This is a genomic window from Mycobacterium sp., from assembly GCF_004298145.1.
Lineage (GTDB): Bacteria > Actinomycetota > Actinomycetes > Mycobacteriales > Mycobacteriaceae > Mycobacterium.
In genome coordinates this window covers 129499-141572 of record NZ_SCRH01000038.1, presented here as the reverse complement: position 1 = coordinate 141572, position 12074 = coordinate 129499, and the positions used below count along the sequence as shown (strand labels likewise).

The window sequence follows — 12074 nt, the reverse complement described above, 5'->3', positions numbered from 1 at the left end:
AGCCCGGCGACCCGCGTCGTCGTCTTGCCTGTCACCCCGCAGTCGTTGGATTGTCAGTACTGCGTGTGCCGGCGCCAAGTGTGATGAACGTCAACCGACGGTAGTGACATAGGTCATAGCCTGATCAACGCAATCGGGTCAAGCTGACTGTTCGTTTGCGTATCTAATGGTTGGGAGCGCGATGGCCGACCTCGACTTTGCCTATGACGTGACCCTCGACGAGGCGCGTCGACGCAGCGCTGTGCTCGAAGCGATAGGTGACGACTGGGACCCCGTCGCCGTGCTGGGCGAGGAGCAGAAGGCCTACGACATGCTGTACTCGAATCTCGATGACGAGCAGCAGCGGGTCTACGACGAGTTGGTCCGCGCCGGCGTTCTGCCCGAACGGACGAGTGCTCGTGTTACCGATTGATCCGACCGCCGACCGCGGCCGCCGCGCATGGTTGCCCTGCCCGTCCTGCGATCAGGGCACCAAATGTGGTGATTGCCGAAGCAGCCGAAACTGCAGCACGCATTGGCAGTATCTGCTGAGCAACAAGGGGACGTTGGTTCACCTGCAGTGCTCCGGTTGCGGTCATCTCTGGTCGACCGACACACATCGCCGCACGCGCCGCTAGACAGCTGGCATCGGCCGCGGCCATTACGGGCGTGGCAACACTTCGGGCTCGGGGCGTAAGCCGATCCGAAACCTGTTAACACCGCATTTCAATAGACCTGCACCCCAAGATAATTCGTTGCGGTAATGCATCGCGGCGGTGTGCGGGGAAGGGGGAGATGTGGTTATGTCGAGTGCCGAGCTAGCGTCGACGTTGCGGGTGTAGAAGCTCGATCGGATCGGCGTTGTTGACAAGGATGTTGAGCCCTCCGTATTCGCTATAGCAAGCTGCGACAAGGGGGTTCACGTCATCCTCGTTGGTGACGTCGGGTCGCTGAAACGCCAGCTCGTTTTCGGCGGCGACAGCGCGACCCGCTTCGTCGCCGCGTCCGCATCCGACTGCGCGGGCTCCGCGCGAGACGAACAATCGGGCGATGGCCAGCCCGATTCCTTTGGTGCCACCGGTAATGAGGGCTACTTGCCATCAAGCCGAAACGTATCCGTCATCTCACTCCTTGCATTACCGGATACGGTGGATACTGCGTGTCCTCGAGATCGCATCAGCGTGGGCGCCCTGCGGTCACCGATTGTGGGTGACAGTCGATGTAGTTCCGACCGAACTCGAGGACGCCGTGCGCGGGGCCGTCAGGGACTGTCCCGCCGAATCAGTGCACATCCAGTGAGCCCGTCGTCCGGCGTATGAGCCGGGCGCGGCAAAGGCGCAGCGAGCCTGAGGTCTGTTGCGAGAAGTGGATCATCACGCCCCGTCGAGTCGCGGGAACCGCTGTGTAGGAGCATGATTCGGTCGGCGATAGCCCTGCTCGTCGCACCCGCCGGTCGAGCTTACCGCGTCAGTGTGACGTAAGTGTGGGGGGATCTAGGCGCGGGCGTCAACGGCCGGATGGCACTCTCAAGGAGTCGAGCCGGTTAACGGTCGTTTCTACGGGCGCCGTCGGAGTGTCCCGCTCGGTTCCCGATATGACCGTATTTGCCATTATCTGCACGGTGTGTGGCTTTTACGCTCTCCGTATGCAGGAGCAAACGGGCACGCTTACACCCCAACCCCCACTCGATATGGTCGTCGACAAGACCGCCGAGCAGGGCATCACCGCTGTCCTGGCCGTCATCGTGGCACTTTCCGCCATCTGGGCGGTCGTTGATTGGCGTCGCAGCGGTCGACCGCTTGGAGTGGTACTGATGCTTGCCGGCGGCGCCATGATGATCTTCGAACCGATGGTCGACACCGTCGGCGCCTGTTGGTTCCCCTCGAACTCCTGGACCGCTTTTAGCGCCTGGGGTAGGCCACTGCCGGTCTGGTTGTGCCTGGCTTATTTCGTCTTCTTCGGTATCGAAACCACCGTGATCTGGAAGGCCTTACGCCGGGGCTTGACCCACCGCCAGGTCTGGCTGGTGTTTTGCGCCGCGATGCTGGGGGACCTGGTCTTCGAATCGGTTTTGCTGATCTGGAACCCATACGTCTACTACGGATATCAGCCGCTGATGCTCGGTAAGTTTTCGTTGTGGTGGATGGCGGTCAATGCGGCGACCCCGCTTGTCTTGGCGACGGTGATCTTCCGGTTCGATGCGTATTTCCGTGGCAGGCGAGTCTTGGCGATCATTCCGCTGGCATTGACGACCAGCGCTGTGGTGAACGCCGCGGTGGGATGGCCGTCGTGGTTGGTCATCAACACCAAGGTGGGCTGGCTATTGACCCAGTTGGGCGGTCTGGTCACCTTTGCCGCTGCATTCGTCTTGGTGAATCTGGTGGCCGCGCTGGTTGCCAAACCGCGGGCAGTCTCGGCACCGGCACCTCAGGAAGTTGGACACGCGCGAGCGTAAGCGCCGGCAGTTCCGGGAATATACGCGGACTATTCGCCCAACGCCTCCGCCCGGAACTGTTGTAATGTCTTTCCGGTTTGTGATCTGAAGAATCGTCGGAGACTGCGGACATCGGAGAATCCAACGCGATCAGCGATCTGGCTGCACTTTAGATTCGTTGTCGCAAGCAGATTCTCGACTGCCTCGAGCCGGGCGGCGGCATGGAGCTGGCTGAAGTTGAAGGACTCTTTCTCGAGTCTGCGGTTCAAAGTACGTGATGTGCAGTGCAATTGGCGAGCTACATCATCGACGGTCAGATGAAGATGTAGGTTCTCGTGAAGAATCACCTTCACGGTGTGTGAGACGGTTGAACGCGCGTTGATGGTGTTGTACACGTCGGCCAGCAGTTTCACACAGTGCCGATGCGTCTCGGGGTCGCTGCCCGGTAATGGGATGCGTAACGCGTTGCTGGAGAGCAACATCGTGTTGCGCGGAGCGGAGAACTCGATCGGGCACTTGATCAATGCGCGGTAGAGGTCGACGTGGTCGGGTTCGGGATAGGTGAGCGTCAACCGTTCGATGGGATATTCCGGCATGCCGATCAACCGCTGCAGCGCAATCTCGTAACAGATCTTCTCTTCGATCAGAAACTGCAGCAGCTCGCCACGGATGTCGGTATAGGGGAGATACGTGAGCAAAAGCTGATCGCCCACCGCATCGGAGGTGAACTCGATGAGGTTGCCGAAGAACACGGGGACGTACTGCAGCCACAGCCGTGTCGCTTCATCGGATGTCTCGCAAGTCATCACGCTGTAGCCGAGTATGCCCAGGTCGCCAAGCGTCAAGTGCTGACCGAACGTGAATGCCAGCGACGGTGAGTCCGAGAGTCGACGCATATTGGTGACGACGCGAATGTACTTTGCGACGTCGATCAGGTACATCGGGTCGGCGAGATCCTGTTGCGTGAAGCCCGTGCCGGCGAGCAGTTGGTCGGCACCGAACCCGAGTCGACGCGCGACCTTGAGATAGAAGTTGACCCGCGTCGGCCGTAGCCGGACGAGCGGGCCTTGGTGGTGAGCGAACGTCTTGAAACGTGGGTCGCCTTGCGTGCGGTAGGTCGGCCGGGATATCACGGTGGTGTCTTGCTCGGTCCTCAATCCGACCGCTTTGGCCATTTCTCCCCGCTTGCCAGGCTTTTAAGCTTCGATCTGTCGGGTAGCGGCCCCACAGTGGCGATGATTGTCGCGCGCCGTTAAGTCCGCGTTAACTCCGGAGGATACATGGACGCTCTGTCCCAATATGCGGTGTTGGCCCGCAGAATGCTCAAAAGATGAGGACAGCGCTGTGACGGCCCACCCTCAGCGTCTGGCATCGACGGGATTGCCAGTCGATCCGGAAACCTCGTCGAAGAAGGTCCGCCTGGTCGTGATATTCGCGGTCGTCGGGGCTGTGTTGATCACCTTCGAAATCTTCGTTCTGGCCCGATGGATCTTCGGACCGAACTTCAAGCCCACACCGCCCGGTCCCGACGAGCTGACCGGGGGACAGCACGCGCTCGCCATGGCGCTCCAGATCGGGGTTCCCATCGCGTTTGCGATCCTCATGTACGTCTGGGTGGTTCGGCCGTGGCGGCACGAAGGGCACTTGACCACCGATGGCATGTTGGCGCTGTCGGGCGCGATGCTCTTCTTCTGGGACATGTCGATGAACTACACATCAGTGTCACTGCTGTATAACTCGCACCTCGTGAATCGCGGATCCTGGGCGAACGGCTCGTGGCCGACATGGATCAGCCCGGGCGCGAGCAACCTGCCGGAGCCGATCTTTGTCGCAATACCCGGCTACGGTGCGATGGTCTACTCCCAGGCGGTGTTCGTGCTGTGGCTGCTACGCAAGGCGAAGAAGCGCTGGCCGGATCTCGGCGTGATGGGGACCATCGCCACGATGATCGTTGGGCTGACGATCGTGGACACGATCATCGAGATACTACTGATGAGCACCGGGCTCTACGCCTATCCCGGTGGGATCCGGGTCATCACGCTGTTCGCCGGCGAGACATACCAGCTGCCACTCTCGGAGACCTTCCTGTTTGGTGGTCTGGGTCTCAGCGCCATCGCGGCGCTCAGTTACTTCCGGGATGACCGGGGACGCACCATCGTCGAACGAGGAGTCGATACGCTCAAGGTCAGCACCAAAGGCAGAACGCTAGTCAGGTTCTGCGCCGTATTCGGTGCCGTTCACCTCTCCTTCATTCTGCTGTACTCGGTTCCGCAACAGTGGTTTGCGGTGCATTCCGACCAATTCCCGGAGGGCTACAAGTCCTACATGATCAACGACATGTGCAAGTCAGGGGTCGACGGCAACACCTGCCCCGGTCCCGGCGTGCCGATGGTGCGGCCGTAAGGAGATTGATATGACGGCATTGGAAAACGATCTGGTTCCTGATTCGGTTGCAGCACAACGGAATCGGGCCACGTTATGGGTGATTCACGGAGGTCTGTGGATTGCTCTGATCGCCTACTGTTGGACCACGTGGGTGGTCGGCGGTGATTTCAAGACCAACACCCTTGGCAGGGGTCAGGAACCCGGTTGGTACGTGACTGCGATGCGGGGATGGGAGATCTTCGCCCTGGTCTGCACACTGGCGATCCTGTGGGTATATGTCGTTAGGCCGAAGCTGAAGACTGGGCGATTCTCCTTCGACGGTTTGTTTGTGATCGGCTGCGGGCTGATGTTCTTCCAGGAGCCGTGGATCAATTGGACCAGCCCGCAATTCCTTTACAGCACTACGTCAATCAACTTCGGCAGCTGGCTCAGTCACATCCCAGGCTGGAGCTATCCGCACGCTGAGGTGACTCCGGTGTCGGCGTGGTGCGGTACTGCGTACTTCTGGCTGGTTGCCATCCCGGCGCTGGCCGGGTCGAAGTTCATGGGCTGGGTGACTCGTCGTCAGCCGGGGATCAGCAAGCTGAAGCTGATCGCGTTGACGTACTTGGCATTCTGTGTGTTCGATCTCGTTCTGGAGGCGTTCATCACCAGGACGAACCTGTTCAGCTACGGTAGCGTGATTCCGAGCCTGAGCCTGTTCGTGGGTACGGATCATCAGTTCCCGATCTACGAGACCATTAGCTGGGCTGGCACGTATGTGTTCCTATCGTGCCTACATTTCTTCCGAGACGACCGGGGCCGCTCGTTGCCCGAACGTGGGATCGAAATGATCCGAGTCGGTGGTGGCGGGACTAAGACCTTCTTTCGCTTCCTGGCGATCGCCGGTATGTGTCAACTGTCAATCCTGTTGACCTACAACATCCCGTACCAGATCTATGCCCAGCACTCGGAGATGTCGCCGGTGTATCTCAAGCAACCGTGGCGATTGGGTGGCGTGTGTGGTCCGAACACCAACTACGATTGCCCCGGCAAGGGTGTCCCGATTCCGCGCTTCGACAGCCTGACCAATCGGGTCACGCCAAGCCGGTAGGTGCGGGTTGCGTATTCGCGGTGACCGCATTGGTTGGTGGCCGGTGCCAATCAGTCTCAGATAACAGCACACCGAGCGGAAATTCGCCGGAACCCGGTTCAGCAGGTCGGTGGCGCAGGGAAGCCGGATGGTTGAGCTGCTCTCAACCATGGAGCGGATCGGACATCGGCTCAACGTAGCCGCCCAGGGTGGCATGAACTCGGCGGTTAGCAACTGGTAGCCGTGCGTCTTCAAGAGGTGCGAGTTCACCGCCTAGGGGAAGCGGCAGTTCCGGTCTCCTTCGGCCTCTAGTCGATCCACCCCGCACGCAACTACCGATCGGTGCCGACTGATGCGGCGGCCGAGCCGTTATCGGCCGGTGCGAGCAAACACGCCGGCGAGTGCATCCAGGGTGGCCGGCACTAGCCGGTAGTAGGCCCATTTGCCGCGTTGGGTTCGTTCTAGTAGGCCGGCCTCGACCAGGATCTTGAGGTGGTGTGACACCGTCGGTTGGGACAACCCGACCGGGCTGGTCAGGTCACAGACGCATGCTTCAGCGCCATCATGGCCGGCTATCAGCGACACCAGCCGCAGCCGGGTCGGCTCACCCAGCGCCTTGAGGATGGCGGCCAGCCGCTCAGCGGCCGCTGAATCCAGCGGCGTATCGGTGATGGGACGACAGCACGCCTCGAGATCGGCCACAAGTAGCGATCCATCGGATTGCGCTGAGGTCGGGATCGTCGTGGGCATGAAACCCAGTATGGCACACATTGACAGTCATCAATGGATAGTGCATTCTATGTCCCATAGACATCTGTCGATGAGAGGAGTATCGGAATGGCCGAGACTGGGGATGGCCAGCTGCGCGATCAGGTTCGTGCCAGCTACGGGGCGGCTGCCACCGCGATCAGCAGCGGCGCCACCAACAGCGATGTGCTCACCGCGGCGAGCTGCTGCGGGTCGAGCGATTCGGTCGACGTCGGCACCATCTTCGGCGCCGGTCTCTACGGGGACGACGAGCACTCCGAGCTGCCCGCCGAAGCCGTTGCGGCCAGCCTGGGGTGCGGCAACCCGACCGCGGTCGCCGACCTGCACCCCGGCGAACGCGTCCTGGACCTGGGCTCCGGCGGGGGCATCGACGTGCTGCTCTCGGCCCGCCGGGTCGGACCGACCGGATTCGCTTACGGCGTTGACATGACCGATGAGATGCTTGCCCTGGCCGAGGCGAACAAGGCCAAAGCCGGTGTCACCAATGTCGAATTCCGCAAGGGCACCATCGAGGACATCCCGCTGCCCGACGCAGTTGTCGACGTGGTGATCTCCAACTGCGTGATCAACCTGTCGTCCGACAAGTCTGCCGTGCTCGCCGAGATGTTTCGGGTTTTGGTGCCGGGCGGGCGGATTGGCATTTCCGACGTCGTCGCCGAGGATCACCTTACCCCCGTGCAACGGGCCGAACGCGGGTCTCACGTCGGCTGCATCGCCGGAGCCCTGTCCAACCAGGAATACCTCGACGGCCTGGCCGCCGCCGGATTCGTCGATGTCTCCGTGGCCTTCACGCACGAGGTTGCCGACGGCATGCACGGCGCGATCATCCGCGCCACCAAACCCGCAACATCGGTCAGCGGCTAAACCGCCACGGAGCCGAATGCGAGCGGCTCCAGACCTATTGACCGATTCGCGGCGCGGCAGAAGCGGTGCCCAATAGCCCTTGCGGGCCAGAGCAATTCGTCACAGTGACGCATTATCGGCGGTGCGGCCAGGCGCGGGGAGGGGTGGCCGATCGGCGGGTCGACGGATTATGTGCAGTTGGGATCGGCTCGGCACCGACGTGCGGGACGTGAGGAATGAAGCGCGGAAGCTTCCTCGGCAGCCATCTGAGTCTTCGCCAAACGTCCGACGTGACCATGTGGAAGCCACTCGCAGCGTCGATAGCGAAGCCGCACCTCGAGGCGTCAATGGCCCGGCGGCACATATTAATTCGTCACAGTGACGTTTATGCATGCGACCGGCGGGCAGGGGCAGGTCGGCATGAAGTAAACCTGCGGGCCAGCGCTGAGCGCTATTTCCATCGCGTCACCTAACAGATCGTTCACTAAGTGATTGAAACTCACTTTCAAGCTGCAGAGACGCTCAATAGAGAACACGACGGCTGCTGGCTTATGCCGCGGGAGGTGGGATGCTTGTCAGCTGCGCCAACGCCGCAATCGCACCGGGGCCTGATGCAGCTCGCATTGGGTTTTGCCGATAAGCGACATTATGTCAAGTGAACGACGGCATATCGTGTTGTTGCCCAACGCTTTTCATCGCTAGCTGTCAGTTCCCTGCTGGTGGTACGGGTGGGTGACCGATCGTTCAGTTCCCTGCTGGTGGTACGGGTGGGTGACCGATCGGAGTTCCAGCCGCGGGATTCCTGCGAAGTCGGCGGGATTGCATGTGTATAGCGGCACCGCATGTGCGATCGCGCTGGCTGCGATGAGTGCGTCGTATGCTCGCGCAGCCGGCTTGCGCCCCGACGCGCGCAGTGCCGCCGCTACGCTGCCAAATGCTCGGGCGCAGTCTCCATCGAACGGAAGTACGTCAAAGTCCGCCTCGGCCTGCTGGAGGTGTTGTTGGCGGGCACTGCGCTCGGCATCGTCGCGCGCGACGTGCGGACCTACGGAAAGCTCGGCCAGCGTTATCGCGCTAATCACCGATTCGTCGGGAAGCTCGGTCGGGTCGGGTATCTGGCCTAGCAGGATCACTGTGGAGGTATCCAGCATCCCCCGGTCCTGGGCTTCCGTCACAGCGACGGGTCGATCAGGTTGTCGATGTCGCGCCGGAGGGCGTCCGGGTTTACCTGTGGAAGATTCTTACGGCGACGAATCAGTTCCGCTGGGCCGGCGCTGGAACGAGGCAGAGGGCGAAGCTCCGCTACCGGCGTGCCGTCCCGGGTAATGACGATGCGCTCTCCGTGCTCCACACGGCGCAGAACTTCCCCTCCGCTGTTCCGGAGTTCGCGCACCGTCACTGTATCCATATGCGCCAGTGTATCACCGGTGAGACGGTGGCGCGGAAGGTGCATCCTGCGCTTCCTCGTGCGGGCGAATATGCAGCAATCGAATATGCAGGGTTACCAGTAATCCACTGCATATCGCATCAGATGAATCAATCACTCCTCCGTTCCTCCGCGCGGCCGACATCGTCGAGCGGCGGTGCACGAGAATAGTTCCCTGGCTGCAGCTTTGGGTGTGGGTGGAGCTGGCGACGTTGCACCGGTGTGTCACGTCGCGAGGTTCACCCTCGGTGCAGGAAGGTCAAGCGGCAGGCTTTTCCGCGACGATCGCGATCGCCGACATGTTCTTGTGGTATTTGCGGAACGTCGAACGCATGTCGAGCACCCGAGCCCGGGCGTCGGAGTCGCGTAGCACGTTGAACACAAAACGCATCGCACCCATCAGGCCTTCGTCGGCGACCAGCCGATGCGGCTCCAGCAACGACGGCGGCGCGAAGGACACCTTCGTCACCTTGAAGCCGGCCTCGGTGAGCAACTGGGTCCACTCGCCGGCGGTCAGCGGGCGGGCGTTGACCTTGATCGAGCGGGCCAGGGCGATGCGAATCTCGTCTTTGACCTGGTCGGTAACGCTGTCGGGCTGCAGCGCCAACTCGTGGATGGCGTAGCGGCCGCCCGGGCGCAACACCCGGAACGCCTCGCGGGCGATCTCAGCCTTGTGCGGGTCGGTTTGCATGGTCAGCATCGCTTCACCGACCACCACGTCGGCGCTGCCGTCGGCCAGTCCGGTCGCGGAAGCTTCGCCCTGCACCACACGGCCCTTGTCGCCGACGACCGAGCGGACCGCACCGGCGGCGTTCTCGTCGGCCTCCACCCCGGTGTAGCTGCCGGGGGTGCGGCCCAGGATCTCCCGGGCGGTCCTGCCCATCCCCGGTGCCAGTTCCACCACCTCGGCCCCGGGCAACTTAGCGTCGGCGAGCATGCGTTCGGTCAGGCCGAGTCCGCCGGGCCGGAGGACCCGTTTGCCCAACCGGGCGAACAGCCAATGGCCGGGGAGGTCAACGGTTTTCCTGTCGGACATAGGTAGTTGCATACAAGTTAGGATAGCCTTGCCCAAATATCACTCGCCGGGGGCCTTCGGCCCCTTCCTGCCGCGGCTGCGGTGCGGCCAGCCCGCAGTGACCGGCATTGCCTGGAAGCGGGCACCACCAGCGATCGCGTTAGCGGGCTCCCCCGCCGTCTCATCGTGGAACTCGCAGACACGAGCCAGCCCAAACCGTGACAGAACTTGCCGCCACGTTAGGAATGTCGAACCAGAACGTAGTCGCCGCGCTCGGGCGCCTGATTCGGCAAGGTTGGGTGAAACGTGGAAAGCCCGACGACGGTGACCAGCGGGACCACCCTCTACTGGATCGCAGATCCAGTGTTGCGCATACATCTTCGCTACCGGGACGACCTGACCGCCATCGAACCGTCCAATGAACGGACTCTGCCCGCTACGCGGACCTAGTTGTCCAGTAAACAGGGCTCGGACATCGTTGTCGGACGAATACAACCCGAATTGATACTGCCGATATCCAATGCGGGTCAAATCGACCGTTGTGCGGAATTTTTCATCAGCCTTGAGTTGTAACCCTCACTGCGAGTTCACCCTCGACCCGGTGGCTGGCCCGGATCATCAGAGTCGACATCGACGCGATCCAGACGAAGAACGAGATCACGACGATCCACCAGGAAATGATGCCGTTCCACGCGATCGGTCCGGTGTGCGCGAACACAATCAATCCGCCGGCCGAGACTCCCAGCGTCACCCACAGACACAGGTAGGCCGCCCAGCGCGGGATCAGCGGCTCCGTGCGCGGGTCGTGGAAGATGCAGATCGCAAGAACAATGAGTTGCACCATGACAGTTCCGACGACGCCGAGATACAGCAACCAGGCTTGGTCGTTGAGCATCTGCACCATTTCCGGTGCGCGTCCAGTCCGAAACAGCGCTGTCTGCCAAACCATTTGGGGGATGAGAAATTCCAGCATCAGCACGGCGGCAGACAACGCCTGCACCCACACCAATGGCGAGTTGCCGACGATCATTCGGCATTGGTGTGTCAGAGCCGCGCCGAAGAACGCGAGCAGTGGCGCGACAAAGGTCAGCAGGTACATCCCGATTCGGATGCGGGTCCGGTCTTCGCCGAAGATCTGGCCGATCTCGGCGGCGCCGAGGTTCGGAGACGGCGGCGGTAGCCATCCCATGAAGATGAACACCGCACCGAATACGGGAACGAAGGCAAGGCCGGCCCACACGCAAAGACGTTGGTGCTTCTCGATCATTGCCGACGTGCCGGCGATTGCCACTGTCGCGTCGGTCATGCGTGGACGTGATCGGGCTGGTCGGCAACCGAGGGCCGCGGTGGGTTGAGCGGCCGTGGCGTTTTGAGGTCGGCCATCTTGGCGGCGGTGAGCACAGTCGCGAAGGTCAAGGCCGCCGTGAGAACCGCCGCGGCATGCACCAATCCCATGTTGGGTCCGTTCTCCCAAGCGCCGTGCCGGATTGACAGGTAGACGAACCCGGTACCAAAGGAGTCCGCCGCGAACGCAATTGGCACAACAAAGAGCAGCCCCAGCTGTGCCCAGCCACGTGTGATGGGTACCAGGCGGGCCAGCGCGATCGCGGCCAGGAACGGCGGTACCCCGTTGACGAACGCGACCCACACCGGATAGGTCCACACGACGAATGCCTGGTGGTCCTGATAGCCGTAGAGGTTGCAGACATTGATGTAGAAGATCTCCGCCGTTGCGGCGAGGGAGACCGACATCAGGAAGAACTTCACGATGTTTTTCTGCGAGATACCCCGCGAGAACAGGCGGGTGAAGAAGATGGTCAGGCCGCCGTAGTACGAGATGTAGATGATCGGCAGCCACACCGGCACGTGGACGCCGTAGGTCTCGAATGCGGTGGTCTGCCCTGCGGTGTAAAACCACAGGCCGTAGAGGTGATCGAACAACGGCTCCTGGAAGGCCGTTATGGTGCCGCCAACGAGGACGAACAACGGCCAGGTGATGCGCTCACGCATGCAGAGTCTGATGACCAGCCCGACGACCACGACGGCGAGGACGCTGGTCGCGACGATTGCCGCCATTTCCGCGGTGCCGTTGACGGCCCGATCGTCACCGAAACTGCTTACCGGAATGGATCCGAGAGGAAGCAAGGTCGTC

At 61.7% G+C, this 12074-nt stretch carries 13 protein-coding genes and 1 pseudogene; 6 read left to right on the top strand and 8 right to left on the bottom strand.

The features are described 5' to 3' along the window. Nucleotides 1-181 precede the first annotated feature (181 nt). A complete protein-coding gene (locus EPN51_RS14375) occupies nucleotides 182-412 on the top strand; it encodes a DUF6400 family protein (RefSeq protein WP_293043671.1) in 231 nt (76 codons plus the stop codon). Between the two features lie 385 nt (nucleotides 413-797). Here the strand turns inward: EPN51_RS14375 and EPN51_RS29030 are convergent, their stop codons facing one another. Then, on the bottom strand, nucleotides 798-1064 hold the full coding sequence (locus tag EPN51_RS29030) for an SDR family oxidoreductase (protein WP_366509445.1): 267 nt from the start codon (nucleotides 1062-1064) through the stop codon (nucleotides 798-800). 560 nt (nucleotides 1065-1624) lie between these two features. Between EPN51_RS29030 and EPN51_RS14370 the strand changes: the two genes are divergently transcribed. Further along, complete coding sequence (locus tag EPN51_RS14370; protein WP_293043669.1) at nucleotides 1625-2434, top strand: hypothetical protein; 810 nt, start codon at nucleotides 1625-1627, stop codon at nucleotides 2432-2434. 29 nt (nucleotides 2435-2463) lie between these two features. Here the strand turns inward: EPN51_RS14370 and EPN51_RS14365 are convergent, their stop codons facing one another. After that, the gene (locus EPN51_RS14365) at nucleotides 2464-3588 is read right to left on the bottom strand and encodes an AraC family transcriptional regulator (protein ID WP_293043667.1); all 1125 of its coding nucleotides are present in this window, start codon (nucleotides 3586-3588) and stop codon (nucleotides 2464-2466) included. A 169-nt stretch (nucleotides 3589-3757) separates the two neighbouring features. On the opposite strand from EPN51_RS14365, the gene EPN51_RS14360 reads away from it, so the two are divergent. Both EPN51_RS14360 and EPN51_RS14355 read left to right on the top strand, forming a co-directional pair. Continuing rightward, nucleotides 3758-4816: a spirocyclase AveC family protein gene (locus EPN51_RS14360; RefSeq protein WP_293043665.1), complete on the top strand. Its 1059-nt coding sequence runs from the start codon at nucleotides 3758-3760 to the stop codon at nucleotides 4814-4816. A gap of 10 nt (nucleotides 4817-4826) precedes the next feature. After that, nucleotides 4827-5891, top strand: coding sequence for a spirocyclase AveC family protein (locus tag EPN51_RS14355; RefSeq protein WP_293043663.1), 1065 nt, complete (start codon nucleotides 4827-4829; stop codon nucleotides 5889-5891). Nucleotides 5892-6239: 348 nt separating this feature from the next. Here EPN51_RS14355 and EPN51_RS14350 read toward each other — a convergent pair whose 3' ends face one another. Continuing rightward, complete coding sequence (locus EPN51_RS14350) at nucleotides 6240-6620, bottom strand: metalloregulator ArsR/SmtB family transcription factor (RefSeq protein WP_293043661.1); 381 nt, start codon at nucleotides 6618-6620, stop codon at nucleotides 6240-6242. A gap of 87 nt (nucleotides 6621-6707) precedes the next feature. On the opposite strand from EPN51_RS14350, the gene arsM reads away from it, so the two are divergent. Further along, nucleotides 6708-7502, top strand: coding sequence for an arsenite methyltransferase (gene arsM / locus EPN51_RS14345; protein WP_293043659.1), 795 nt, complete (start codon nucleotides 6708-6710; stop codon nucleotides 7500-7502). Between the two features lie 677 nt (nucleotides 7503-8179). Here the strand turns inward: arsM and EPN51_RS14340 are convergent. The 3 genes from EPN51_RS14340 to EPN51_RS14330 form a co-directional block, all read right to left on the bottom strand. Then, on the bottom strand, nucleotides 8180-8632 hold the full coding sequence (locus EPN51_RS14340) for a type II toxin-antitoxin system VapC family toxin (RefSeq protein WP_293043657.1): 453 nt from the start codon (nucleotides 8630-8632) through the stop codon (nucleotides 8180-8182). A 20-nt stretch (nucleotides 8633-8652) separates the two neighbouring features. Then, nucleotides 8653-8889: a type II toxin-antitoxin system prevent-host-death family antitoxin gene (locus EPN51_RS14335; RefSeq protein WP_293043655.1), complete on the bottom strand. Its 237-nt coding sequence runs from the start codon at nucleotides 8887-8889 to the stop codon at nucleotides 8653-8655. Between the two features lie 277 nt (nucleotides 8890-9166). After that, nucleotides 9167-9955: a class I SAM-dependent methyltransferase gene (locus tag EPN51_RS14330; protein ID WP_293043653.1), complete on the bottom strand. Its 789-nt coding sequence runs from the start codon at nucleotides 9953-9955 to the stop codon at nucleotides 9167-9169. 176 nt (nucleotides 9956-10131) lie between these two features. Between EPN51_RS14330 and EPN51_RS29025 the strand changes: the two are divergent. Next, a pseudogene (locus tag EPN51_RS29025) lies at nucleotides 10132-10344 on the top strand (MarR family transcriptional regulator); the annotation flags it as partial. Between the two features lie 134 nt (nucleotides 10345-10478). Here EPN51_RS29025 and EPN51_RS14325 read toward each other — a convergent pair. Both EPN51_RS14325 and EPN51_RS14320 read right to left on the bottom strand, forming a co-directional pair. After that, a complete protein-coding gene (locus EPN51_RS14325) occupies nucleotides 10479-11228 on the bottom strand; it encodes a hypothetical protein (protein WP_293043651.1) in 750 nt (249 codons plus the stop codon). Then, nucleotides 11225-12067 carry a hypothetical protein gene (locus EPN51_RS14320; protein WP_293043649.1) on the bottom strand — a complete coding sequence of 281 codons (843 nt, stop codon included), beginning with the start codon at nucleotides 12065-12067 and terminating at the stop codon, nucleotides 11225-11227. The genes EPN51_RS14325 and EPN51_RS14320 overlap by 4 nt, the downstream gene beginning before the upstream one ends. Nucleotides 12068-12074: the final 7 nt, after the last annotated feature.

What these genes read in the sequence shown, in the direction of transcription:
- EPN51_RS14375 (WP_293043671.1), top strand. Translation starts at nt 182, where the DNA reads ATGGCCGACCTCGACTTTGCCTATGACGTGACCCTCGACGAGGCGCGT.
- EPN51_RS14370 (WP_293043669.1), top strand. Translation starts at nt 1,625, where the DNA reads ATGCAGGAGCAAACGGGCACGCTTACACCCCAACCCCCACTCGATATG.
- EPN51_RS14365 (WP_293043667.1), bottom strand. Translation starts at nt 3,588, where the DNA reads ATGGCCAAAGCGGTCGGATTGAGGACCGAGCAAGACACCACCGTGATA.
- EPN51_RS14355 (WP_293043663.1), top strand. Translation starts at nt 4,827, where the DNA reads ATGACGGCATTGGAAAACGATCTGGTTCCTGATTCGGTTGCAGCACAA.
- EPN51_RS14350 (WP_293043661.1), bottom strand. Translation starts at nt 6,620, where the DNA reads ATGCCCACGACGATCCCGACCTCAGCGCAATCCGATGGATCGCTACTT.
- arsM (WP_293043659.1), top strand. Translation starts at nt 6,708, where the DNA reads ATGGCCGAGACTGGGGATGGCCAGCTGCGCGATCAGGTTCGTGCCAGC.
- EPN51_RS14340 (WP_293043657.1), bottom strand. Translation starts at nt 8,632, where the DNA reads ATGCTGGATACCTCCACAGTGATCCTGCTAGGCCAGATACCCGACCCG.
- EPN51_RS14335 (WP_293043655.1), bottom strand. Translation starts at nt 8,889, where the DNA reads ATGGATACAGTGACGGTGCGCGAACTCCGGAACAGCGGAGGGGAAGTT.
- EPN51_RS14330 (WP_293043653.1), bottom strand. Translation starts at nt 9,955, where the DNA reads ATGCAACTACCTATGTCCGACAGGAAAACCGTTGACCTCCCCGGCCAT.
- EPN51_RS14325 (WP_293043651.1), bottom strand. Translation starts at nt 11,228, where the DNA reads ATGACCGACGCGACAGTGGCAATCGCCGGCACGTCGGCAATGATCGAG.